Annotated in this window: 14 protein-coding genes and 1 tRNA gene; 3 read left to right on the plus strand and 12 right to left on the minus strand. The window is 38.4% G+C overall.

Going from position 1 to position 26,329, the window contains the following annotated elements:
* Positions 1–59 precede the first annotated feature (59 nt).
* Entirely contained in the window at positions 60–1,154 is a 1,095-nt protein-coding gene (locus tag ACFSR8_RS11780) for a glycoside hydrolase family 5 protein (protein WP_380292263.1), read from the plus strand.
* Positions 1,155–1,358: 204 nt separating this feature from the next.
* Here ACFSR8_RS11780 and ACFSR8_RS11785 read toward each other — a convergent pair whose 3' ends face one another.
* From ACFSR8_RS11785 to ACFSR8_RS11800, 4 genes are all read right to left on the minus strand, one after another.
* A complete protein-coding gene (locus tag ACFSR8_RS11785) occupies positions 1,359–4,673 on the minus strand; it encodes an FG-GAP-like repeat-containing protein (protein WP_380292265.1) in 3,315 nt (1,104 codons plus the stop codon).
* Positions 4,674–4,782: 109 nt separating this feature from the next.
* The gene (locus tag ACFSR8_RS11790) at positions 4,783–6,327 is read right to left on the minus strand and encodes a RagB/SusD family nutrient uptake outer membrane protein (RefSeq protein WP_380292266.1); all 1,545 of its coding nucleotides are present in this window, start codon (positions 6,325–6,327) and stop codon (positions 4,783–4,785) included.
* 18 nt (positions 6,328–6,345) lie between these two features.
* Positions 6,346–9,408, minus strand: coding sequence for a SusC/RagA family TonB-linked outer membrane protein (locus ACFSR8_RS11795; protein ID WP_380292268.1), 3,063 nt, complete (start codon positions 9,406–9,408; stop codon positions 6,346–6,348).
* 243 nt (positions 9,409–9,651) lie between these two features.
* A complete protein-coding gene (locus ACFSR8_RS11800; protein ID WP_380292270.1) occupies positions 9,652–13,764 on the minus strand; it encodes a hybrid sensor histidine kinase/response regulator transcription factor in 4,113 nt (1,370 codons plus the stop codon).
* A gap of 179 nt (positions 13,765–13,943) precedes the next feature.
* Between ACFSR8_RS11800 and ACFSR8_RS11805 the strand changes: the two genes are divergently transcribed.
* Entirely contained in the window at positions 13,944–14,843 is a 900-nt protein-coding gene (locus ACFSR8_RS11805; RefSeq protein ID WP_380292272.1) for a hypothetical protein, read from the plus strand.
* 31 nt (positions 14,844–14,874) lie between these two features.
* Positions 14,875–17,532, plus strand: coding sequence for a glycoside hydrolase family 3 C-terminal domain-containing protein (locus ACFSR8_RS11810; RefSeq protein WP_380292274.1), 2,658 nt, complete (start codon positions 14,875–14,877; stop codon positions 17,530–17,532).
* A gap of 281 nt (positions 17,533–17,813) precedes the next feature.
* Here ACFSR8_RS11810 and ACFSR8_RS11815 read toward each other — a convergent pair.
* From ACFSR8_RS11815 to ACFSR8_RS11850, 8 genes are all read right to left on the minus strand, one after another.
* A tRNA-Arg gene (locus tag ACFSR8_RS11815) sits at positions 17,814–17,887 on the minus strand.
* Between the two features lie 33 nt (positions 17,888–17,920).
* A complete protein-coding gene (locus ACFSR8_RS11820) occupies positions 17,921–18,373 on the minus strand; it encodes a GatB/YqeY domain-containing protein (RefSeq protein WP_380292276.1) in 453 nt (150 codons plus the stop codon).
* A 165-nt stretch (positions 18,374–18,538) separates the two neighbouring features.
* A complete protein-coding gene (ftsZ, locus tag ACFSR8_RS11825) occupies positions 18,539–20,491 on the minus strand; it encodes a cell division protein FtsZ (protein ID WP_380292278.1) in 1,953 nt (650 codons plus the stop codon).
* A gap of 57 nt (positions 20,492–20,548) precedes the next feature.
* Positions 20,549–21,871, minus strand: coding sequence for a cell division protein FtsA (ftsA, locus tag ACFSR8_RS11830; protein ID WP_380292280.1), 1,323 nt, complete (start codon positions 21,869–21,871; stop codon positions 20,549–20,551).
* A gap of 3 nt (positions 21,872–21,874) precedes the next feature.
* Complete coding sequence (locus ACFSR8_RS11835) at positions 21,875–22,567, minus strand: cell division protein FtsQ/DivIB (protein ID WP_380292282.1); 693 nt, start codon at positions 22,565–22,567, stop codon at positions 21,875–21,877.
* Positions 22,568–22,583: 16 nt separating this feature from the next.
* Positions 22,584–23,936, minus strand: a complete 1,353-nt coding sequence (murC, locus tag ACFSR8_RS11840; RefSeq protein WP_380292284.1) for a UDP-N-acetylmuramate--L-alanine ligase — start codon at positions 23,934–23,936, stop codon at positions 22,584–22,586.
* A complete protein-coding gene (gene murG, locus ACFSR8_RS11845) occupies positions 23,933–25,036 on the minus strand; it encodes an undecaprenyldiphospho-muramoylpentapeptide beta-N-acetylglucosaminyltransferase (protein ID WP_380292286.1) in 1,104 nt (367 codons plus the stop codon). Before murG ends, murC begins: the two co-directional genes overlap by 4 nt.
* 98 nt (positions 25,037–25,134) lie before the next feature.
* On the minus strand, positions 25,135–26,304 hold the full coding sequence (locus ACFSR8_RS11850; protein ID WP_380292288.1) for an FtsW/RodA/SpoVE family cell cycle protein: 1,170 nt from the start codon (positions 26,302–26,304) through the stop codon (positions 25,135–25,137).
* Positions 26,305–26,329: the final 25 nt, after the last annotated feature.

Here is a 26,329-nt window from a genome sequence, read left to right on the forward strand (position 1 = left end):
AGTTCTATTTTATTGTCTTTTTTGTTTTTCCAATTATACTTTCTTGTGAAAAACCTAGGATGAATATAACCATTGTGCCTGAACAAGAGGAAACGACGCCTGAAACAAATGACGGTTTTGCGAGTGAATTTGATGATGGGGAGATGAGAAATATATCCTCTTTTGAAATCGTTTCGGAAATGAAAATAGGCTGGAATTTAGGAAACAGCCTTGATGCTGAAGGCCCCACCGAAACCCATTGGGGCAACCCAGTTACCACAAAGGCTATGATTGATGCAATTGCAAACAGGGGGTTTAAAACCATAAGAATACCTGTTACATGGCGCTTTCACCAAGGGCCTAGTCCAAATTATACCGTTAGCAAAGCGTGGTTAGATCGCGTAGAAGAGGTCGTTAATTATGCAAGAGCCAATAATATGTATGTTATCCTCAACACACATCATGAAGATACTTGGATCATTCCTACCTATACCAAAGCTAACGAAGTAAAAAATAGACTCTCAAAATTATGGACCCAAATTGCAACCAGATTCCGAAATTACAGTGATTATCTCATTTTTGAAACACTTAACGAACCGCGTTACGAAAACACCCCACAAGAATGGACGGGCGGCACTGCAGAAGGTAGGGATGTAGTAAACCAATACCACCAAGTATGTCTCGACGCCATAAGGACTACCGGGGGGAATAACATGTCAAGACACGTGATGATATCGACATACGCAGCCAGCACCTTCCCTGTCGCCATAAATGCCTTAAAAATACCTAATAACGATGATAAGGCTATCGTCTCTCTGCATTCTTATTTCCCTTTTCCTTTTACATTGGGCGGCACTGATACAACTTGGGGCACCAACAGTGATAAACAAGCCTTGGATGCAGAAATGGATAAAATAAAAGCTAAGTTTATCGATAATGGCATTCCTGTAGTACTTGGTGAATGGAGCTCAGGAAACTTAAACAATTTGTCTGACCGTATCACACATGCTGCATATTACGCCAATGCTGCGGCACAAAGAGGCATGCCCTGCGTTTGGTGGGACAATGGTAAAATTGGAGTCTCTAAGGACGATTTAGGCATCTTTAACAGGCGAAACCTAGCTTGGGTCTTCGATGATATAGCCGATGTTATTACAAAAGCCTACCAACAATAACAACCTTTTATGAATTTTTGGGCGTTACCCTGCGGGTCGGGCTATCCGCTACAAGTCCTCGCGTAGCCCTATCGGGACTTCGCTGTGGGCTTTCCACTACTATCCCTAACGTGGGCAAATCTGCCGGCATACTGATCTTTTTTGCATCACTAAGCCTTTTTGCTAGAAGCACTACTTGTCGTATGTATCAGGAAATGCAATACCTTAGAGTACAGCAACAAACTTCAAGAAATCATTATTTTTTGCTACTAAAATATATGGCTTGCCTTGAACCTGAATCATCGCAAGGTCTTTTACATCGCCGTCAATAAAAAGTCCCGTTTTTTCAGCACTTAAAGTTTTAAAGCCTATATCTTTTTCCCCTTTTAAAAACGTTCCATAACCGGCATCTGCCCTAGGCGTCTCAACTTCCGAAGCATATAAATTACCGCCAAGAACCATATCCTTAATGCCATCTGCATCAAAGTCATTAATCAATATTTGATTGGTAGGTGCAATTTGCGCCCATAAAGGTAAGTCGCGCCTAACAAACTTACCATTGTCGTTTTCAAAAACGGCGCTTTTGAATGAAGAAACCTGATAGTGTATCGCATTCTCAAGTTTTTTCTCATTGTAAACATCAACCAGCGTTGCTGTAGAGTACTCATTATAATTTTTAAATTTCTTTTTAATTGATGGCATTTGTTGCGAAGAGCATTCCCTACCTCTTACAGGATACTGTTTCCCTTCGTTATAATAACTTAACACGATATCATTAGTCCTGTTACCGTCAAAATCGTTTAAGTAGATATCAAAAGTAGCCTCATCCGAAGCTTTATACTTGTAATTATCCCCGAGATTTCCTCCAACTAAATCAATATCACCATCATTATCAATATCATCAGCCACTAGACTAAACCACCAACCTCTTGTTTCATCCAAGCCGAGTTTTTCAGTAGTTTCGGTAAAACGCTGTCCTTTATCATTTTTAAAAATCCTAACCTGCATCCATTCCCCCGTAACTGCGAGGTCCTCCCAACCGTCATTGTCGTAATCAAACCATTGCGCAGCAGTTACTAAACCAATTCTACTCAACTCAGGAGCAACTTTCTGAGTTATATTCCTAAATTTAGGTTGATCCACTTCACTTATATTTTCAAGAATATAACTAGAGGCTGGGTACGGATAATTTGAAGGCACAAGCCTGCCGCCCACAAATAAATCTTGATCGCCATCCTTATCAAAATCAAAAGCGTAAACTCTACTGCCACTCTCGCTAATCGGCGGTAATGCGTTGTAGCTTTTGATAAATTCACCGTTACCTTGATTTACATAAAGTCTATCCTGTAACATCGGCGATCCACTCTTAAATTCATTTCCACCGCTAACAATGTAAAGGTCATTATCGCCATCGTTATCCGCGTCAAAAATTAACGAACCAATATCTTCATGTTTTCTATCCTCAAGTAGTATCTTAAATTTTTGTTGTTCAAAAGTGCCGTCAGCTTTCTGAAAAAATAAGCCTCCTGGGTATTTTGATGCGGCGCCAACATAAAAATCATCCAAACCATCACCATTTAAATCGCCCACTGATAAACCGGGACCAAATTGGGACGTTTTATGTGGCAAAAGGATTTCCTTTTTAAAATCGTCATAGATATTTTCTTTGTGCTTATACAAAGCTAAAGTGTCCGTGTAGCTCTTAAATAAATGACTCGCAATGTTTCTATTATTTTTCTCAACGCTTCCCTCGGCCTGATTCTCATCCAGGAATATTGCAGTGTTGATTTTGACATCTGTTATTTTTTGGCTTTTTTGATTCGGCCATACCACAATCAAACTATCAATTGTATCATCTTTACCCAATCCAAAATGAAGTTTTGGCGCTACCGATGACTGAAATCCGCGACTTAGAGACACTTCCTGAACTTGATGCTTGTTGTTATGGTAAAGATGCACTTTAGCCCCTATACCATAGGTGTTTTTAGCACTACCTTTAAACGCTATTGTAACATGGTTGTTAATGCGTGCACTATGATTTTCAAATAGAGACGCATAATCATCTATATTATTTGTAACCAACTCTAAATCCCCATCATTATCCAAATCCACATAAACGGCACCATTAGAAAAGCCCTTGCCTTCAATACCCCAATCTGCACTACTTTTTGAAAATGTAAGATCTCCATTATTCTTAAAAATATAATTATCGATAGGTTCTGTTGGGATGTTAAGGCTTTTGATCAACAAACTATCCTTATGTTTTTTTTCACCTCGAAGGCTCTCAAAATAGTCTTTATTGTTTATCTCTCTACGTGTACCGTTAGAAACAAACAGGTCTTTATAGCCGTCATTATCAAAATCGGCCAACAGCGGTGCCCAACTCCAATCTGTAGAAGAAACGCCTGCTAAACGCGAAATATCCTTAAATTTTGGAATCCCTTGATGATTAAGCCCCGTATTAAGCTGAAGCGTATTTTGCATATATTGGTACTGAAACCCAACGCGCTCTATATTTGCAAAAAGCTCAGGATTCATACTTGCCATATTCGCTTTGGAGCGTCTGTTTGAGGCGGCATCCATATCCATTTGGATAATATCCACATGGCCATCGTTATTAAAATCCGCTATATCGACTCCCATACCATAAAAGGAGGTATGCGCGGTGGCACTCTTGATTTCGTTCTTGAAGGTGCCATCTTTTTGGTTGATGTATAAGCAATCTGGCGTTCCAAAATCGTTGGAAATATAAAGATCGATCCAGCCATCATTGTTTATATCAGAGGCGGTCACACTTAAGGAAAGGCTATATAACCTAACACCTGCACTGTTTGTAATTTTAGTGAATTTTCCACCATCATTTCTATACAAATTATCCGTTTCTAAATCTGTTACCCTATCCATGCGCATCTTGTAATGATAGCTGTTGTATTCGAATGGAGTAATGGGATAATTAGCGACGTAAACATCAAGATCGCCATCATTATCAAAATCAAAAAATGTGGCGTCAACACTATTTCCAGCGTCATCTAAACCAAAATTAGCCGCACTTTCTATAAATGTATTATCTCCTTGATTGATAAAAAGCTGGTTTTTTTTGTTTCCTGAAAGACCCGAGGCTAAACAATATATGTCCATTAAGCCATCACCATTAACATCTGCCATGGTTGTACCCGTGTACCATCGTCTGTCTCCGGAAAGGCCAGATTCTAGAGTAATATCTTTGAACTTGAGGCCTCCTTGATTGAGATAAAGTTTATTATCCACCATATTGCCCGTGAAAAACAAATCTGTAAGTCCATCATTATTAATATCCCCTGCAGAGACACCTCCACCCATGTATATATATGGATAAGTGAAGTAATTGATGGTGTCATTCTCAACTAATTGATTTTTAAAAGCTATTCCCGTATCCTTTGATAAAAGCTTAGTAAAAACCTTTTCCTTAACAGCATTATTTAAGTTTTGCTCATTAGTATCATTTTCTCTACAACCAAGTGCAGTTGACACAAAAAGCAGTATCAAAATTGCTCGCAACATAATCTTCACTTTAATAACTTTTCTTAAGGTGTTTAAATTAAAGACAAATGAGCGAAAAGAAAAACTTTCGCCCATTTTTGAACTAAATTAAACTAAACAAATAACTCTTTCAATATCCTGTATTCTGATCCTCTCCGCTTATTTCTGGGTTGGCGTCAATTTCATTCTGCGGTATTGGCATAACTCGGTGTACTGAAGGGTCATAATTTCTGGTGCCTCGCAGTGATGGATCTGGATTATCAAAGTTCTCATCCGGGAATACGGACAGTTCCTGATCGTCCAAATCCCATCTTACCAAATCATCAAAACGCACTTGCTCTCCACACAGTTCAACAAACCTTTCATGTACAATAGCATTAAAAATTTGTTCTTTTGTATTTACTGGAAAACCTCGCGCATCCATAGTTGCCGAGCCATATCTTGGCATGCCTGCTCTATCTCTTATCTGATTTAGGAAATCTACAGCTCCTGCATTATTATTTAGGTTCATTTCAACTTCTGCTTGCATTAGTACAACATCTGCATATCTCAATATTCTTACATTTACACCACTGTTTTCAGAAACATTTTGATTATCGTATAATTGTGAAAACTTATACCAAACTGGTCCCCCGACACATCCGGGACACGGGAATTGAAAGGCATCACCAGGACCATACGTATTTTCTTCATCCACAAGAATGGCAACATCCAATCTAGGGTCGTCCTCTTCAAATTCTTCAATAATTTTAGTAGAGGGCCTTGCATTAGCCCAACCTGTGTAATCTTGAGATCGGAACGTTACTTCTGATGTGCCTACACCTGTTTGCGCCCATCGCTCTGTTTCAGTACCTACCTCTCCATTATACCCCACTTCAAACATAGACTCATCATTATACTCTCCAGTTTCACTAAAGTTATCACGATACTGCTCTAAGGGAAGCAAACTATGATTTACTACATTACTAAAGGCTTCCTTAGCTTCTGGATACATCTCCCTATGCAAATACACTTTTCCCAGCATTGCAAAAGCAGCTTCTTTGGTCACTCGCCCTACGTCGGTTCTACCTTTTGGCAACGTTAAACTGGTGGACAATTGTAAATCTGTTATGATTAGGTTATACACCTGATCAGCTGTAGCTCTTGGTTGAGATGACAATGTATTTACAGCATCAGATTTTATTGGAACGCCACCAAAACGCTTTACCAGATAATAATAATATAGTGCCCTTAAAAAATAGGCCTGCCCTAAAGCATTATCAACATCTTCATCTGAAAAATCCGAAGTTGCTGCATTAGCCCTCATTCTGTCTTCATTGAGTATAACAAAATTAGACGCGCCAATACCATTAAAACAAGCCGTCCAATACAATGCTATATTATCAAGGGTTGCATTAAACTCAAATCTATTATAAGGTGCAAAGTTAGGGTCTCCACTAGAGACCACCTCATCAGACATTGCGTCTGGAAAAATATAACCCACCCGTTGATATAAGGTCTGGAATTGGTTATAACTTGCATTTACCGCCGCTTCAACTTGACTTCGAGACTCAAAGAAAATCTCAGGGTTTAATGCGTTAGTATTCTCTACAGCGACATAGTCTTCACATGCCACAAGTAAAACTAAAGAGAATAGCGTTGCGCACTTTAAACAATAATTACTAATTTTTTTCATCTTAACAATTCTATTGATTTAAAATTCTATTTGAATGCCGCTCAACACGGTAATTGGTCTTGGTTGCGCACTTCTATCAATTCCTAATCCATCTACAAGACCTTGGGCGTTATAAAAAGGTGCAATTTCCGGATCGAGACCTGTGTAATCAGTAAAAGTTAACAAATTCTGACCTTGTACATAAATCCTTAGCTTTTTAATTATACCATTGCCCGATTTATTTATCCAATTACCGGGAAGGTTATAACCAATGGTAACGTTTCTCAATCTTAGGTAGGAAGCATCTTCAACATAACGGGATGAAATTTCGTTATTAACGTTTGAACCAAACCTAAATCTAGGAATGTCCGTGACATCTCCTTCATTTTGCCATCTGCGCATTACACGCGTACCGTAATTCAATCCGTTATCTAGCCCTTCTAAATAGTAAATATTACTATTGAAGGCATCAACACCTTGTACGCCATTGAACAACACATTAAAATCCCAACCTTTATATTCTGCTCTAAGATTAATAGCATATGTAAAATCAGGATTGGGATCTCCAATCACTGCCCTGTCCTCTAAGTCAATTTTTCCATCTTCATTAATATCTACATATCTAACATCACCTGGTTGCACTGGTACGGCTGTATCGTTGTTATTAGGCAAATATGCATCTACCTCATCTTGTGTAGAATATACACCATCTGCTACCAAACCAAAAAAGTGAAAAGGTGCTTCATTAACCGCTAACCTATTAAGAGGTGCAGCAAACGGAGGATTAAGTCTTGCTCTTTCTACTGGTTCATTATTAACGCCGTCTAACCTTGTCACAGTGCTTTGGTTTGTTGTTACATTGGCCCAAAAATTCCATTTAAACTCTCCCTCATAATCATTGTAACCCAACGTAACTTCAAAACCATCAACTTCTACAATTCCAATATTACGCGTTACAGAAACACCTGTTAAATTATTACCAAGGACTCCAGAACTAGGCTCTGTGTCTACTGGAACTAAAAGATCTTCACTTTTGTTTTTATAATAATCAACACCTATTTGGATCTGGTCGTTTAATAGGCCAAGATTAAAACCATAATTTTGCTTAATTTGAGTTTCCCATAAGATATCGGGGTTTGGCAAATTATTGGGAGTAATCCCCGTAACTGTCTCATTTCCTATAACATAAGGTTGGTTTACCCCTAGCGTAGATGTGAATGGATTTAAGGTGTTTCCTGTTCTGTTATTTCCAGTTTCGCCGTAACTTGCTCTTAGCTTTAAACTATTGATCCAATCTACCTTAAAAAAGGACTCTTTGGTTACATCCCAACCTAAAGATCCAGAAAAAAACCATTGGGACGCATTTCCGGGTGCAAAACGGGAAAATGTATCTCTTCGTCCAGAAAAACTTATAGAATACCTATTATCAAACTCATAACCGCCAAGAAACAGTATAGAATTCAAATTATCTTCCAATAATAAGGATGTAGCCCTAGCGTTAGGAGAAAACACCTCGGTAAGGTTTGGCGATTCTATATTATTATCAGAAATAGATGCCGATTCTGTTTTAATTTGCATTCGCTCTGAAACAGCAGAAATATTGACAGAGTGTTTGTCAAAATCCCTATCATAAGCCAAAGTATTAGTAAGTACCGTCTGAACAACTGTTCGTCTGGTCTTGGAAATAAAATTTATGGGGTTTTCAAATCTACCTCCCGATTCTGCGAAACTTCTATTCTGTGCATCCACGAGCGTTAAATTAGCATTAAGCCCAAACTGAGTCCTGAAAGTAAGTCCTTTGGCTAATTTAATATTGGCGTATATACTACCAATAACAGAGGAAAACCTATTTAAGTTATCATTTGTATTCTGAATACGTACTTGATTTCTTGAATCGTTTAGATCTCCTGAAGTAGTTCCGCCAAAAAGACCATTTTCGTCAATAATAGGTACATAAGGTGCCTGCCCGATAATGTTCTGCAAAGGGTCTCTTCCTTCTGCTCTTTCTGGAAAGATGGTTTCGCTTTGCGCTAAAGCTAAGGTTTGCCCAATATCCATCCAGTCTGCAATGCTGGCATCTGTATTAATATTTACTGTTGTTCTTTCAAAACCGGTATCTATATACACACCGTCCTGACTTAACCTTGAAAAACCAACATTAAATTTAGCTTTTTCACTACCCCCATTTATATTAGCACTAACGTTATACATAGGTGCTTGTCTAAAATACGCATCCTGCCAATCGGTATCCACACCATTACCATTAAACAATGGGTCATCATTTACTCTTTCTATTGGATCATCCGGCCCTCCATTTTGTCCTGCTAGTGCATTTACTTCTCTCAAGAATTGAATATACTGCGCAGTATTCATAAGGTCGTACCTTCTGTTAAACTCCTGAATTCCAGTAGAGGCCTGTACTGTAAAGGATGCCTTACCTACCTTTCCTTTTTTGGTTGTTATTAAAACCACACCATTAGTTCCTCTTGAACCATAAACGGCTAGAGAGGCTGCATCCTTTAAAATATCAACCTTCTCTACACTTGACATATCCAAACTATTGATACTATTGGTAAAAACACCATCAATAACATACAGTGGTGTACCATCTCCAAATGTGTTAACCCCGCGTATCTGTACCAGGGTTTGTGATCCTGGAGAACCTCCATTTGTAATGGTTACACCAGCAGCTCGTCCTTGCAGTGCCTGACCCAAATCGGCAGTAGGAAATTCACTAAGGTCTTCAGATTTCACTACTGAAACAGGTGTGTTTCTTTGCGTCCCGTAGGTTACAATAACCACCTCATCCAGACCGACCAAGTCTTCATCCAGAAAAACGTTTATCTCTTTTTGGCCCGAATATGTTACTTCTTTAGAAATAAATCCAACGAAAGAATACAAAATAACATCGCCATTACTAAGATTATCGAGCGTGTACGCTCCGTCAAAATCCGTAACAACACCTTTAGATTGATTTTTTACTGTAACATTAGCTCCCGGTAATGGACCTCCATTTGAAGTAACTGATCCAGTAACCGTTTGGCCAAACATCTGACCTGCAATAGCCAAAAAGAAAACAGCACATAAGTTCTTTAATTTCATGTTAGTTAGTTTAGATTAGATAGCTTTAGTTTGTGATTTTTATCTTGACAAATATCAAGTTAATGACGTCTAAAACTTTTGTTGATTGCAAGTTATATTTAGTAATTGCAATAGGAGCATTTTATTTGATGCAATAAATATTTCAAATGTTGCATTTAAACATTTTCTATAAATAGTTACGTTTTATAGCGTTTTTTAAAAAAAGGACACAGGTTCAACATGAAGTGTAAACCAAAAAAGTTTTTAGTCAATTTTCTTGCCCTTGGGTAACTCTCCAAACTGCTTTTTGTAACATACTGTAAAATATGATGCAGACAGGAAACCTACCTTATGGGCCACTTCACTTACATTTATGTTTTTATCATTTTGAAAAATCACCTTAGACCTTTCTAACCTTACCCGTCTGATAAACTGTATAGGCGACAAACCCGTTAATAATTTTATCTTTCGATAAACCTGACTCCTACTTAAACAAAGGTGAGAAGACAGTTTTTCTACGTTTAAAGCAGGGTTTTCAATATTTTCAGATATAAATCCTAGAACTTTTTGAATAAAGTCATTATCCAAATCTGCCTCCTTCTTTTCTTCATTTAAAGAAGCTATATGAGCATTTTTCTCGGTTAGTTTTTCGCTTTTTGAAAGAAGCTCCTCAAGAACCACCATTAGCTCGTTATTATCAAAAGGCTTAACTACGTAGGCATCGGCACCTCCTTTTATTGCCTTTATCCTATCTTCACTAAGGTTTTTTGCTGTAAGCATTACTACTGGTATTCTACTTAGGTTAGGGTCATTCTTAACTTTTTTACAAAACTCTATACCATCCATAATTGGCATTATCAAGTCTGAAATGATTATATCTGGGACATGCTCCATAGTTTTTAGCCATCCTTCTTGACCGTCTGATGCTACAACCAAATCGTATTCTTCTTTTAAAATTGACACGAGGTAATCTTGAAGATCCACATTATCCTCTGCAATGAGCAACTTTTTTTTCAACTCTTTTTCTGAAAGAATATCTTCAATATTATATGTTTTAGGCTTTGAGTTTTCAGGTAATGGGGCGATTCTATCTATTTGCCTTAAAGAAAATTCATCAGCTTCAAAATACTCTTTTTCATAAGGCAAGAATACCTTAAAAATAGATCCTTTCCCCAATTCGCTCTCTACCTCTATCAAACCTTTATGAAGCTTAATAAAATCTTTAACCATATCTAAACCAACGCCAGTACTACCATAGTATGACTTATTTAGCTCTCCTACTTGATAAAATCTTTCAAAAATTCTGTTGTAATCTTTTTGATCAATACCTGGGCCATTATCCTTTACACTAATCTCCACAACTGGTATAGGCATATCCTTATTTATCAAAGGCAGTACCTTTTTATTTACGGAAACAATCTTTACTCTTATCTTTCCTTTGTTGGGGGTAACTTTAAAGGCGTTTGACAACAAGTTGAATAATACCTTGTCTAATATCCCTTTATCTGCCCAAATATTAAATTCTACATTTTCGTATTTTAAATCTAATTGAATTGACCTTCTCTTGGATTCTTCATTAAAAAAACTAAGAATATTCTTCGTACTTTTTACAATATTGAATTGACTTACCTTTAATTGAAGCTTGTTGGATTGTAGCTTTCTAAAATCCATTAGCTCATTAATTAGTCTGGAAAGGCGTTCAGCATTTTTATAAATGATATGATATTTTTGTTGGACAGGTTTTGATACCTCTGAATTTTGCCCTTCTATAAGCTCCTTTATGGGGTTTATTATTAAGGTAAGTGGTGTTCTAAACTCATGTGAAATATTTGTAAAGAATTGAAGCTTTTGTTGCTGCAGTTCCACTTTTTGTTTTCTTCGCTCTCTTTCAAGTCTAAACGTGTTTCTTTCATTTACACGTTTGCGGTAATAATACATCCCAATGAAAACTAAAAAACCTAAACAAAGAACGTACGCAATGTAGGCCCATATCGTTTTCCACCATGGAGATTGTACTTGTATTTTAAGAATGGCTGAAGCATCATTCCATACATTGTCATTGTTTGAAGCTTTTAACTTAAATGTATAATCTCCCGGCTCTAGGTTAGTGTAAGTGGCGTTCATTTTGGACCCAACGTAGTTCCAATCTTCTTCAAAACCTTCTAAAAGGTAGGCATACTGGTTCTTTTCTGGCCTAGTAAAACTTATGGCGCCATAATCTATGGTAACAACACGCTGATCATGCTTTAAGGATATTATATTAGTATCACTTTTAATTGCTAATGGGCTGTCCTTATCACTTTTGTTTACCCGTTTATTAAATAATTTTACACCTTTTAGATATGGCTTAGCTAAATAAGGGTTGTAAGCTATATTTTGCGGATTTATAATATTGACACCACTCTTTGTCCCTAAGTATAGATTGTTATCATTATCTAATATTGCCGCTCGATCTGTCAAAAAGTTTTCTAGCAATCCATCATTTGTAGTGAACTGGACAACATCCTTGGTTTCTCGATTAATTTTCAGAACTCCCTGTTTACTACTAACCCACAATTCGTTCTTTACAGGTTCAAAAATGGTATTTACAAATGAAAGATCGAACCCTTCGAGTTGAAAGGACTCAAAACGTTTCTTGTTTCTTTTAAACTCAAATAAACCCCCTCCATTTGTGCCGCACCATAGCGTTCCGTCTTGTGTTTCATAGATATCTAAAATCCTATTTGAACTTGGATGACCGGCAAATTTAGATGAAATGGAGTCGTTATGGGCTGTAACCAGGTATTCACTATTGTTTTGGCTTTCGATGTGATAAAGACCTGATGATGTTCCTACCCAAATATAACCAGAACTATCGTTGTGCATTACCTTAACATCCTTGTTTACAACTTCTGAACCAGCATAAAACTCCCCACTTGGCGAATGAATTTTTCCTGTACTATAATCAAAGTAAAAAACACCCTCCAAAAAAGAACCTATCCAAACCTTACCGGTACCATCTTCAGCAAAACACCTCACTTTATTGGTTTTTAGAACTCCAGAAGTATTTACTTTATTGAAGTTTGAAAAAGTTTTACCCCCCTTTTTTAGAAAAAAAAGCCCATCTCCCCAGGTTGCCACCCAAATATTACCTCTGCTATCGATAAAAACATCTTCAATATACAGCCCTTTTTTCAGGCCCGTATATTCTGAGCTTTCATTACCGTAAACATTGGTTATAGTACCAGTACTAGTATTTAAAATATCAATTCCATTTATTTGCGCTATCCATACATTCCCTTCCTCTGTTTTAGCAAAAGCCTTTATTTCATTGGTATGAATGCTATTTCCCTCCTCCTTCCTTACGATAGACTCAAACTTATTATAGTGTTCGTCAAAAAAGCCTAAGCCATTTTCGTAATACCCCAGCCATAGCCTATTCTCATTATCTAAAAACATAGACCAAACGGAATCTGAACCAACGCCATTTCTATTCTTAACGCTATACCAATAGTGCTTTACTAATTCTCCCGCTTGATCCAAAACGAACAGACCTTCATTTTCTACGGACACAAAAACCTGGTCTAAGCCACTTATAATGTCCATGGTGGCACTATTAGGAATATCTAACTTATCAAAGGCAATAAGCGATTTTTTCAAATCAGCTTTAAATGTCCCACTTTTTAATGTTCCGACCCACAGAACCTCGCGTTTATCAACGTGCAGGCTCGTTACATGTTCCTGTAACACATCATCAACCAGATTTACCTCCTCAAACTCCCCCAATTGATGATATCGCTCCACTTTTAACCCGAGATCTGTAGCTGCGTACAAATTCCCCTTAGCAGAAAATTGCAAATCCAAAACCCCATGTCCTTCTAATCCGTAATCCTTTAACAGACCGCTCTCCAAATCCAACACCATGATACCATCATAAGTACCTACAAGAAACCTGTTTTCGTATTCAGCGAAACTCAAGACACTAACATAAGCGTTTTCTGAACTGTTAAAGTACACAGAGTTAAACCGCTTAAATGAATTCTGCTTTTCGTTATATGCACACAATCCTGCATCCGTTCCAATCCATAATTGCCCAGCGCTATCCAAAAACATAGCCGTTATAGAATTACTGTTAATACTATTGAGGTCATCTATATGATGCCCAAAATAGGTATAAGAGAAACCATTATATTTATACAAACCAGCACCATCAGTACCTATCCACAAAAAACCATGCCTGTCATGAACTATAGAAGTGATTGGGCGTTGAAATATATTTTTTTCAACCATATTGAACTCCAAAGTAGTAAAGTCTATTTGGGAATAACTATCAATCATATTTAAAATGAATATGGCTAACAGTATATTTCTATAAAATTTCAGAAAATGACTTTTCATGATTATCATAAATTTTGTTGCATTTAGAGGTGAAATAAATGTAATTTAAAACTAATTACAATAAAATATGTAGCATTTTAAACCTCAAATGTTGCAAAAACATTATTCGCAAATGCTTAAACGCCTTTAAACACAAGTAAAAGGCTATCTTGTTCTATAAATTTAAATAAACCATAACTATGAGACCGTTTTTATTAATCGTTCTAACTTTATTATTATTCTCTTGTAATAGAGAAATTGAATTTGATGCCGTACTCGTGGAAGGGCCTGCCCCTCAAAGTGTTCAGGCAAATATAGCCTTCAATAATTCAGAACCTCCATTCGAGGTAACTGTAAGTCCTACTGCAATAGGAGCCACGGCCTTTGAAGTACTATCGGGACTTCCTGGTGACAACACGCCCATTCTCATTGGCATCGAAAAAGAAGTTATGTACCTATACCCAGAATCTGACGAAACTTTTTTTGTCACAATTAGGGCTATAGCTCCAAATGGTAAAGTAACTGAGCAACTTTTTGAAGTTATACCACCTGCAGATCCCTGTACTCAAATTTTCAGTATGCCAGCCACGTGGGATAATGGCAATATAGCGTTCTCTTTTGGATTTAACGGTGTAGATCTTGCAACGGTTCAAAACCCCGATCCATCAGGCGCAAACCCTGAGGTTTCAAATGTATTACAAATTACGCAAGACGGTGGAGGAAACTTTGATGGTTTTGGTGTACAAATGAATGGCCCAATAGATTTTAGCAGTGATGGTGAAAATGATGATAAAATCGTAAGACTCAAATTTTGGTCAGATACTGAAATACCAGTGAGGCTAACCGTTCAGCAGGATCCCAACAACAACACAGAACGCGAAGCGGAAGTTAATCTTATACATACAGGAACAGGATGGGAGGAATTAAGGTTTGATTTTGCAACAGCCACTGCAGGCTTTACAGGTTCAGAAGCTTTAGGCATCCCTGATTTTACGCCTTTTACTCCTACAGGGCAATATATAAGATTTCAAATGTTTATTAGTCCTGGTGATGATGTATCCGGTACATTCTATCTTGACGATGTAGGGGTTTGCCCTTAATTTAATTCATCTCTAACAAAAAAAAGAATTAATGAATTTTCACAATCGTATTGTGCTCCTTTTTGTTTTGAGCATTATAACAGCATGCTCTAACGACAAGTCTCAAACTAATACCCAGGAAAATAAAGAAGCCCCAAATTTTGAAAAAAAGGCCAAAGAGCTTGTAGCTCTAATGACCCTAGAAGAAAAGGTTGGGCAAATGAGCTATGAATCTCCTGCCATAGAAAGACTTGGGATACCAGAATACAATTGGTGGAATGAGTGTTTGCATGGTGTTGGCCGTGCAGGAAAAGCCACGGTTTTTCCTCAAGCCATAGGTTTGGCGGCCATGTTTGACAAAAATCAAATGAGTGAAATATCTGAAATCATATCAGATGAAGCCCGTGCAAAACACCATGAATTTGCATCACGAGGCAAAAGAGGCATATATCAAGGCCTTACATATTGGACACCGAACATTAATATCTTCAGAGATCCCAGATGGGGACGGGGCATGGAAACTTATGGAGAAGATCCATATCTAGCTGGAGAACTGGCTGTAAGATTTATAAAAGGGCTTCAAGGTGACGACCCTAATTATTTAAAACTTGTAGCTACCGCAAAACATTTTGCTGTGCATAGTGGCCCTGAAGTTGATCGCCATAGGTTCAATGCGGAACCTAGTGTTCAGGATTTTTTAAACACTTATAGTCCTCATTTTGAAAAAGTTGTAAAAGAAGCCGATGTTTATTCAATAATGTGCGCTTACAATAGCTATTTTGGAGAACCCTGCTGTGGGAGCAAAAAACTAAGTAGCTTGTTACGCGATGATTGGGGCTTTGAAGGTTATATTGTTTCCGATTGTTGGGCCATCAGGGATTTTTATGATGAAGGAGCGCACGAAATTAGCGCAGATGCGAAAGAAGCGTCAGCCCTAGCTGTAAAAGCAGGAACGGATTTAAACTGCGGCAATTCATACCCTGGTTTAGTGCAGGCCGTAAAAGATGGATTAATTACAGAAGCTGAACTTGATGTTTCTTTAGAAAGGTTGGTGGTAGCCCGCCTAAAACTTGGTTTATTTGCACCGGAAGGCGCTGTTAAATATGAGAATATCCCTTATGATGTTGTAGATTCTGAAAAGCATAGGCTTGCCGCACTTGAGACTGCCCGGAAATCTATAGTACTGTTAAAGAACGATAATAATACATTGCCTCTTGATAAAAACAAGATTAAAAAAATTGCCGTAATTGGATCAAATGCAGATGATTTGGAGGTGTTGCTGGGTAATTACAATGGCTATCCTGAAGAACCAATTACACCGTTAAAAGGGTTACAAAATAAACTACCTAATGCAGAAGTGGTTTATGCAACAGGATGCAAATTAGCCGAAGGCCTCCCGGTCTTTGAGGCTATTCCGAGTACGGAATTGTACACCGATGAAACTAAAAGTACCACAGGCTTAAAAGCTGAATATTATGACAATATTGCCTTTGAAGGCACACCAAAACATACGCGAGTTGACAAAACCGTAGATTTTACATGGAGAACCATCTCTCCATTTCCAGATATAGCCTATGACGCCTACTCCGTAAGGTGGTCAGGTATACTTTCTGTTAACAAAACTGGAAATTATGCCCTGGGTGGCGAAGCTTTTTCATCCATGCAACTATTTTTAGATGATAAGCTATTAATGCAAAGAAAAGATGTCCACCATCCAAAAAAGCTATATGAATATATAAAACTACAAGCTGGAAAGAATTATAAAATTCGTTTTGAATGTATTCAAGACAACACAGAGCATTCCATAATGCGATTGCTCTGGGAATCTCCTAAGGATAATTTAGAGCAAGAAGCACTGAACATTGCAAAGGACGCTGATGCTGTTGTTTTATGCATGGGTATTAGTCCATTATTAGAAGGTGAGGAAATGAAGGTGAAGGTTGATGGGTTTTCAGGAGGAGATCGTGTTAACACCAAATTACCGAAGACACAAACAGAGTTAATCAAAAAGATTAAAGCACTCGGCAAACCTACAATATTGGTATTACTGAATGGTAGTGCGCTTTCAATTAATTGGGAAAATCAAAATATTCCAGCTATTATAGAGGCATGGTATCCGGGGCAAGCCGGAGGTACTGCGATAGCTGACGTTATTTTTGGAGATTACAACCCGGCTGGAAGATTACCAGTCACCTTCTATAAAAGTATTAACGATATACCTGCATTTAGTGATTATGATATGAAAGGTAAAACATACCGTTATTTTAAAGGAGACCCATTATATGAATTCGGTTACGGCCTTAGCTTCACCAAGTTTAAATACGGCAACTTAATAACACCGAAAAACCTTGAAGCCGGTACTGATTTTACTGTTGAAGTTGAAGTTGAAAATGTTGGAACTTTAAAAGGCGAAGAAGTGATACAATTGTATATTGAGAATCCCAATGCAGATGAATATAATCCTCATAAAACATTAGTGGCTTTTGAACGTCTTTCTTTTGAGCCTAAAGAAAAGAAAACTTTAAAGTTTAACATCAAGAAGGAGCAGTTATCTATTGTAAATAATAAAGGTGAAAAAATTATTCAACCGGGAGAATATCAAATCTCTGTTGGCGGGGCTCAACCTTCTAAAGAAAGAATAAAAAATGGAGTTGTACTTTCTGAAAAACTGATACTTAAGGGAAAAGAATTTCTACTAAATGATAATTAATCCTTTACAATTACCCGAAATACCTTTTGGCGAGGAGTGTTTAGGTTAATATTTTCCTTTCAAACTTTGCACATATTAATATTGTAGATTAATAAAAGTTCAACCTTGAAAATAATTCAAAAAAAAATGCTCAAGTAAACTTGGCATTTTTTCTTATTGAACTATTTATTCGTGACCACGGAGGGATTGCATATCCCTCAAAGCTCCGCTTTGAAAATGAAAAATTCCAGCTTACAAATTCAAACAAGCTTGATTTGACGCAGGAATTTTTCATTTATTCGTGACCACGGAGGGATTCAAACCCCCGACCGCTGGAGCCGAAATCCAGTGCTCTATTCAGCTGAGCTACGTGGCCGTTCATTCCTGCGAAAGCAAGAATCTATAATATTTAACTCGATAATTTTGCTTTTACAATGGTTGAAATAGTCTTACCGTCGGCTTGGCCGGCAAGCTCTTTGCTTACCATACCCATAACCTTTCCCATATCCTTCATGCCGTCTGCTCCAATTTGATCAATTGTAGCCACAACAACCTTTTCGATTTCATCTTCACTCAAGGCTTCTGGTAAAAATTGGCTGATTATTTCTGCTTCTGCTAATTCGGGCGCCGCCAAATCTTCTCTGCCCTGTTCAATGTAAACAGTGGCGCTGTCCTTGCGCTGTTTTACTTGTTTCTGCAATAACTTAAGCTCTTGTTCCTCCGTCAATTCATCACCAGCACCACTTTCAGTTTTGGCTAAAAGAATGGCAGATTTTACAGCTCTCAACGCAGTTAAAGCAATTTGATCCTTTGCTTTCATTGCATTTTTTAAGGCGACCATTACCTCCTGTTGTAAACTCATATCCTCTAAATTAAAAGCGATGCGAAGATAAAAAAAAGTTGAATGCCTTACATCGGAAGTTTGAAGAAAATATGTCCTAAGACGACATCAAAAAAGAATCCCGAAAGGCTTGAGGGAAACTTTTCGGGATGATAACATAATAAGGTTAAACACAGAAGGTCTTTACTAATCTACATTGTCGTGCAGAAAAGAGTTATTGCTTCTTACTTGTATATCGTCATTATCGTCTACACTGATACTTGTTCTTGACATATCGGTTTCCGAAGAATGTTTGGTTTCATCCAAATCTATCCCCTTTCTTTTATAGGCCGGTATCTTTTCTATATCGTCAATTTTTGCACTGTTGAAGCGATAGTTGAAATCTTTCATCTTTAGCCGACGCTCTGCAGCACGCTCTTTTAAAACTTCAGAAATTGGCATATCCATTGGATCCAATTCTTCAGCTTCTTCTTCAACCTGTTCTTCCTGAACGGTTTTCTTTTCAAAAACAACATCTTCATCTATTTCCTCTAAAACCTCTTCGACCACTTGTTTTTTGTTCATTGAAGACTCTGCTTCAATATAATCGTCCAGGGCATAGCGCACATCGCCCTCCTCATTGGATTCAGTTACAGTTATTAATTCGACATAATCGTTGACTGGAATCTTTTTCACCTCTTCATCTTCTAAACTATAAGTTATGGCATCTTCAGATTTCTCCTCTACTGTTTCCTCGGATAACGGCAAATCAAAAGTCAAGGTAATTTGTTGCTCATCGTCATCAATAACCTCCTCTTTCTTTTCTTCTATTGTTGCAACTGGAGTGATGACAAATTCCTCCTCCATGGTATTCGGCTTCACCTCTTCATATACCACATCAATATTTTTAATCAATTCTGATGTGGGAATCAGGTTAATATCCCTTGGAGTGGCACTTATTTTTTGTTTATCGACAAATGAATTCTCTTTTGAGCTTAATTCTTCTTCATTATCCTCTAAGTCCAAAGTATGCCTAACAACAGGAGCAGGTTCCTTCTTTTCCAACTCCACTACGGGTTCAATGATTACAGGTTCTGCCTTTTCCTTGGCCTCAACCTCATCTTCCAAAGGGTGGATTACCTTTTTGGTTTCGGTATTTGAAATTTCGTCCTGCTGATCCACATGAAAACCAGTGGCGATGATGGTTACCGAAATGGATTCCTCTAAAGCTTCATCTTCACCAACACCCATAATGATGTTGGCGCCATGACCGGCCTCATCTTGAATATGGTCATTAATTTCACCTATTTCATCAATGGTGATTTCTTGCGAACCGGAAACGATGAGCAACAGTACATTTTTTGCTCCAGTAATTTTATTATCGTTCAGTAATGGAGAATCCAAAGCCTTTCGTATAGCCTCCTGTGCCCTATTTTGTCCTGAGGCCAATGACGAGCCCATAATAGCCGTTCCACTATTGCTTAATACGGTTTTAGCATCATGGAGGTCAATATTTTGGGTATAGTAGTTGGTGATTACTTCGGCTATGCCACGAGCAGCAGTGGACAACACTTCGTCAGCCTTTGAAAAACCAGCTTTGAAACCGAGGTTACCATATACCTCGCGCAGTTTATTATTGTTGATAACGATTAATGAGTCTACAACAGCCCTTAAACGCTCAATACCCTTTTGCGATTGCTGCAAACGCATTTTGCCCTCAAACTGAAACGGCATAGTAACGATACCTACAGTAAGTATATCCTTATCCTTGGCCATTTTGGCAATGATAGGCGCCGCACCGGTACCGGTACCACCCCCCATACCGGCAGTGATAAATACCATTTTAGTATTGGTATCCAACATTTGGGAGATTTCATCAAAACTCTCCACCGCAGATTGCTCACCAACTTCGGGGTTTGCTCCTGCACCTAAACCTTCTGTCAAATTAACACCTAACTGGATTTTATTGGGGACACCACTACTTTTTAAGGCCTGTGCGTCCGTGTTGCATACATAAAAGTCCACACCTTTTATTCCTTGCTGAAACATGTGGTTAATGGCGTTGCTACCGCCTCCACCGACACCAATAACCTTTATCACATTGGATTGATTTTTAGGCATATCAAAATCAATACTTTGGAATTCGTTTTTGCTGCTCATAAATTTTTTCTTTTTTGGGGTTTTATTTTTAATTCAATGGTTAAATCCTCTACTCAATCACTCCGCGTTATCTAAAAAATCCTTAACGCGTTCGGTTAACTTGTCTAAAAAGGAACGGCGCTCCTTAACAGGTTTTTCAACTGTTTCTTGAGCGTTTTCTTCATTTGTTTCAGTTTGCTCATTCGCAACAACCTGCTCCTGCTCCTCTGCTTTATTGCGCTCTTGGCGCTTTAGGCCATCCAATACTAATCCCACAGCGGTAGCGTACAACGGACTGGTAACATCACTGTCGCTATCTCCTGCCAAATGCTCATTCGGATAGCCAATACGGGTATCCATTCCTGTGATATATTCTACTAATTGCTTTAAATGCTTTAACTGGCTACCACCACCCGTTAACACAATACCGGCAATTAACTTTTTCTTGCGTTCTTCGTGGCCATAGTTCTTAATTTCAGCATATACTTGCTCCACAATTTCGACCACACGAGCATGAATAATTCTCGACAGGTTTTTTAAGGTGATTTCCTTTGGCTCTCTTCCTCTTAAACCTGGAATAGAAACGATTTCGTTGTCCTTATTTTCACCTGGCCATGCTGAACCGAACTTTATTTTTAAAAGCTCAGCTTGTTTCTCAATGATGGAGCAACCTTCTTTGATATCTTCGGTAATCACATTACCTCCAAACGGAATAACCGCCGTGTGACGAATAATACCATCCCTAAAAATGGCCAAATCAGTAGTTCCACCCCCTATGTCAATCAAAGCTACTCCGGCTTCTTTTTCTTCTTGGCTCAAAACAGCTTCCGCGGAAGCGAGAGGCTCAAGGGTAATACCTTCTAAACTCAATCCCGCACTTTGAACACATCTTCCGATATTTCTTATGGAAGAAACCTGACCGACAACTACGTGGAAATTGGCTTCCAATCTACCTCCGTACATACCTATGGGTTCTTTGATTTCTGCCTGACCATCCACTTTAAATTCTTGAGGCAACACATGGATAATCTCCTCTCCGGGCAACATCACCAACTTATGGACTTGATTAATCAACCTATCAATATCGCCTTCATCAATCACCTGATCGGAATTGGGTCGAGTGATATAATCGCTATGTTGTAAACTTCGGATATGCTGTCCGGCAATACCAACGGTAACATCTTCAATCTTAATTTCAGCTGCAGCTTCAGCTTCTTGTACAGCCTGTTGGATGGATTGGATCGTTTGTGTAATATTGTTTACCACACCGCGGTGCACCCCCAAGCTTTTAGATTTGCCGATACCCAAAATCTCGAGTTTGCCGTAATCGTTTTTACGACCGATCATCGCCACAATTTTTGTGGTTCCTATGTCTAATCCTACCGCTAAATTATGTTCCATAGTTTATGTTTTGGTACAAACCACCTGATTCTCAAATTGTAAATTCACTTTACTGTAAGTGTCCAATGTGTTCTCTTTTAAGCTCTTTTTATAGAAAGCTTTCAAATTGCTGATCTTCTTTTCTAAAAATTTCAAATCCCCAAGGTTCACCGTAAACTTGCATTTTCGCAACCTTAAGGCCATATTGCCATTTAGACTTTGATGGATTTCCACCACATGATGTTTCAAAAATTGGTCGTCCTCAATTTTTTTCGCCACCGTATAAATGTGCTCTAAATTATTTTTTTCAACATAACCCGTAACCAAGGGAACGCGCGCGGTATAATTAGGAGACAAAGGCATATATTGACCTTCATCATCTATATAATATGATGCGTTTGTACTTACTCTCGCAACGGGTCTTTTTTGCTTAATTTCAGCCTTAAGTGCTCCATTTACAGCTACATACACCTCGGCCGATTTAATCATGGGATTAGAATTCAGGGCATTTTCTAACGTATTCAAATCTAAAGTTTCTTTAGGCACATTTTTAACGCCCTCTTGATTTTGTATTAACAATTTACTAACAGTCTCTTGGGTGATAAATAGGTTGTCTTCCCCCAAAAATGAGACCTCAGGTTTGGAAATAATTCGCTCTTCATTTCTGATTGACGAGAACGCAAAAAGACCCACGACTAGCATCAGTAACAGCACCATTTTTATATGTTTCCACTTAACTCGCAATGCTCAATCCTTGTTTAATATGTTTAACTTCTTCCCCAATATCTCCTGCTCCGATGACCAGTATCACCGTGGCATCACTTGCCTTTATAGCACTCAAAATCCTCCCTTTTTGAATCAACCTCTTGTTCGGATTATTTATTTTACCTAGCAACCATTCCGAGGTAATGCCCTCAATAGGAAGCTCCCGTGCTGGGTAAATATCCAGCAATAAAATCTCATCAAATTGCGACAGACTTTCGGCAAAACCATCTGCAAAATCTTTGGTTCGGCTAAATAAATGAGGCTGAAATATGGCCAGCACTTTTTTGGCGGGATACATCTCCCGTACGGCACTATGGACCGCATTGATTTCTTCGGGATGATGCGCATAGTCATCAATGAACACCAACTCATCCGTTTTTATTTGATAAGTAAATCGACGCTTTACTCCTTTATAAGTTGCCAATGCCGAAACTAGTTTTTGAACATCACAACCATATTCCAAAGCCATAGCAAAAGCTACCAAAGCATTTGATAAATTATGTCTTCCCGGAAGATTGAATTCAATATTTTTGATGGCCGTTTGCGGAGTTTTTACCTCGAAGATGTAGGTTCCATTTTTAATTTTGATATTTCGAATTTCATAATCGGAATCATCTTCAATACCATAGGTAATGCCTTTTAACGACAACCCGTTCTTTACAAAAAGCTTTCCGCCTTTTTTTATTTTTTTCGAAAAGTCCTCAAAGGATTTTTTCAATGCCGAGGCATCCCCATAAATATCCAAATGGTCGGCATCCATGGAAGTGATACATGCAAAATCCGGAGATAGGGTCAAGAAGGAGCGGTCAAATTCATCTGCTTCCACCACTGAAACTTCATCGCCATTTAAAATTAAGTTTGAGTTGTAATTTTCACTGATACCTCCCAAAAAGGCGGTTAATTTTACGTCGCATTCATACAGCAAATGCCCCAAAATACTAGTCGTGGTGGTTTTTCCGTGGGTTCCGGCTACCGCTAGGCAAAAGGTGTTTTCGGTAATCATTCCCAAAATTCGGGAACGTTTCATCACCGTAAAACCGTTGGAAATAAAATAGTTTAATTGTGAATGTTGTTTCGGGATGGCCGGGGTATAAATAACAAGTGTGCTTTCTTTGTTTTTAAACGCATTATCAATATTGCTTAGGTTATCTTCAAAATGAATCGAAATCCCAAGATGTTGCAAAGCATTTGTGATTTCAGTGGCCGTTTTGTCATAACCCGAAACATCCTTGCCAATAGATTTGAAATAACGCGCCAAGGCACTCATACCAATGCCCCCGATACCTACAAAAAACACGTTATTTATATGATTCAAATTCATTTCTTTAACAATAGTTCCACCTCATCCACAATATCCTTTGTGGCATTGACCAAGGCTAGTTTTTTGATATTTGCCCCTAAGGCCTTTTGCTTTTCCTGAGAACCAATTAATTGCGAAAATTTGTTTTCAAAATCTACATCCAACTCGCTTTCCTTAATCATTATGGCGGCATCTTGATTCACTATTGACAGGGCATTTTTCGTTTGATGATCTTCCGCTACGTTTGGTGACGGAATAAAAATCACTGGTTTCCCAACGATACACAATTCTGAAACCGAACTAGCCCCAGCACGGGAGATTACAATATCCGCAGCCGCATAAGCCAAATCCATTTGATTCAAAAACTCATACACCTGAACGTTATTCGTATTGCCATACAACTTGTATTGTTGATAATACAACTTGCCACACTGCCATATCACTTGGACGTTCTGGGTGTCTAGAAAATCCAGCTCCTTTTCTATGAGTTGATTAATGCGTCTGGCCCCCAAACTTCCTCCCAATACCAAAAGCGTATATTTCCCATGTTTCAGCTCAAAATGGTTTTTGGCTTCGACTATTTTATCCTCTACACTGAGCAAATCCTGACGCACAGGGTTACCCGTTATTTTGATTTTCTCCTTTGGAAAAAAACGCTCCAAACCTTCATAAGCAACACAGATTTTTTGCGCTTTTTTTGACAATAGTTTGTTGGTAATTCCTGGATAGGAGTTCTGTTCCTGAATCAAACTTGGAATTTTATTTTGGGCAGCCACATATAATAACGGACCGCTCGCAAAACCTCCGGTTCCAATGGCCACATCAGGCCTAAACGATTTAATTATTCTGCGAGCTTTCCAAAGGCTACTCATCACTTTCAATGGAAACATCAGATTTTTGAGGGTCAATCTCCTTTGGATCCCCGAAATCCAAAGCCCATTGATATCATATCCCGCCTGTGGCACTTTTTCCATCTCCATTCTGTCCTTTGCGCCCACAAACAGAAATTTCGATTCGGGGTATCGCGACTTCAATTCATTCGCAATTGCAATAGCCGGATAGATATGGCCTCCAGTACCGCCTCCTGATAAAATAATTCGATATGTTTTCGCTTTAGCCAATTATTAAAATTCCAATTTTCAAATACTAAATTCCAAAACTTCTCCTGTCTCCTGTCTCCTGTCTCCTGTCTCCTGTCTCCTGTCTCCTGTCTCCTAAATCATATCGTTTCTGATAAAATCTCCAACGGATTATCTTCCCTAATTTCCTGTTCTTTTATTTCTTCGCGTTTTGCGCTCACACTTAAAATAACACCAATAGCCAAACAGGTCATCCAAATAGAAGAACCACCCCAACTGATTAATGGCAGCGTTTGCCCCGTTACGGGGAACAGCCCAACGGAGACTCCCATATTCACCAATGCCTGAAACACAATTGGAATGCCCACTGACAGCACCAATAATTTCCCGAAAATGGTATCGGCCTTTTGTGCTACAATCACCACCCGGAACAACAGCCACAAATACAGCAACATCACAATAAAGCCTCCAATAAAACCGTACTCCTCAACGATTATGGCAAAAATGAAATCGGACTCCGATTGGGACAAAAAGTTCTTTTGTATGCTCTTCCCTGGCCCAACACCATTTACCATGCCCGAAGCGATGGCTATTTTAGCTTTTTCAATTTGAGAGCCTGCCTCCTCTTCGCCTGAAAAATGACTCTTTATTCGATTTTCCCAAGTATTTACTTTAACGTGAAGTGCGCCATCTGTATTTTTGGCTACCGCTACAAAAAGACATAGGCCCAATAAGCCAATACCAAAAATGGCACCGAGATATTTCAATGGATACCCCCCAAAATACATCAGCACCAAAGCCATACTAAAAATGATGGCCGCAGTGGAAAAGTTAAACGGCAATATTAATCCAAGCACCAAAAACATGGGCAACCAAAGCGGTAACAATGAGCTCTTAAATGTAATTACCTCTTCTTTCATTTTCGACAGATACCTTGCCACGTATATTAACAAAACGACAGATGCCAATGCTGAAGGCTGAAAGGATTTATTCACGATGGGCACGGTTATCCATCGGCTTGCAGCAGCACCATCCCGTACTTCACCTTGAAAAATAGTGATCACAAGCAACACCAAAACCACAGGAATCATCACTAAGGACAAGCCCCGAAAATAACGATATGGGATCTTGTGAATGCCGTACATAATAGAAAAACCAAGTGCCAAATGCACAAAATGGGTCACAAACGAAGAGAAGGTATTTGCACCCTTTGCCGTGCTATAAATAGGCAAAAACGATAGTATTGCCAACAATGCTACTATCGCCCAGATGAGCCTATCTCCTTTTATATTTTTAAATACACTTCCCATATTAACCCTTCCGAATTTTGGCTTT

This window comes from Hyunsoonleella rubra (genome assembly GCF_042684665.1).
Classification (GTDB): Bacteria; Bacteroidota; Bacteroidia; order Flavobacteriales; family Flavobacteriaceae; genus Jejuia; species Jejuia rubra.

Excerpts from the sequence above, each read along its gene's own strand:
- ACFSR8_RS11780 (WP_380292263.1), top strand. The coding sequence starts at position 60 with ATGAATATAACCATTGTGCCTGAACAAGAGGAAACGACGCCTGAAACA.
- ACFSR8_RS11785 (WP_380292265.1), bottom strand. The coding sequence starts at position 4,673 with ATGTTGCGAGCAATTTTGATACTGCTTTTTGTGTCAACTGCACTTGGT.
- ACFSR8_RS11790 (WP_380292266.1), bottom strand. The coding sequence starts at position 6,327 with ATGAAAAAAATTAGTAATTATTGTTTAAAGTGCGCAACGCTATTCTCT.
- ACFSR8_RS11795 (WP_380292268.1), bottom strand. The coding sequence starts at position 9,408 with ATGAAATTAAAGAACTTATGTGCTGTTTTCTTTTTGGCTATTGCAGGT.
- ACFSR8_RS11800 (WP_380292270.1), bottom strand. The coding sequence starts at position 13,764 with ATGAAAAGTCATTTTCTGAAATTTTATAGAAATATACTGTTAGCCATA.
- ACFSR8_RS11805 (WP_380292272.1), top strand. The coding sequence starts at position 13,944 with ATGAGACCGTTTTTATTAATCGTTCTAACTTTATTATTATTCTCTTGT.
- ACFSR8_RS11810 (WP_380292274.1), top strand. The coding sequence starts at position 14,875 with ATGAATTTTCACAATCGTATTGTGCTCCTTTTTGTTTTGAGCATTATA.
- ACFSR8_RS11820 (WP_380292276.1), bottom strand. The coding sequence starts at position 18,373 with ATGAGTTTACAACAGGAGGTAATGGTCGCCTTAAAAAATGCAATGAAA.
- ftsZ (WP_380292278.1), bottom strand. The coding sequence starts at position 20,491 with ATGAGCAGCAAAAACGAATTCCAAAGTATTGATTTTGATATGCCTAAA.
- ftsA (WP_380292280.1), bottom strand. The coding sequence starts at position 21,871 with ATGGAACATAATTTAGCGGTAGGATTAGACATAGGAACCACAAAAATT.
- ACFSR8_RS11835 (WP_380292282.1), bottom strand. The coding sequence starts at position 22,567 with ATGGTGCTGTTACTGATGCTAGTCGTGGGTCTTTTTGCGTTCTCGTCA.
- murC (WP_380292284.1), bottom strand. The coding sequence starts at position 23,936 with ATGAATTTGAATCATATAAATAACGTGTTTTTTGTAGGTATCGGGGGC.
- ACFSR8_RS11850 (WP_380292288.1), bottom strand. The coding sequence starts at position 26,304 with ATGGGAAGTGTATTTAAAAATATAAAAGGAGATAGGCTCATCTGGGCG.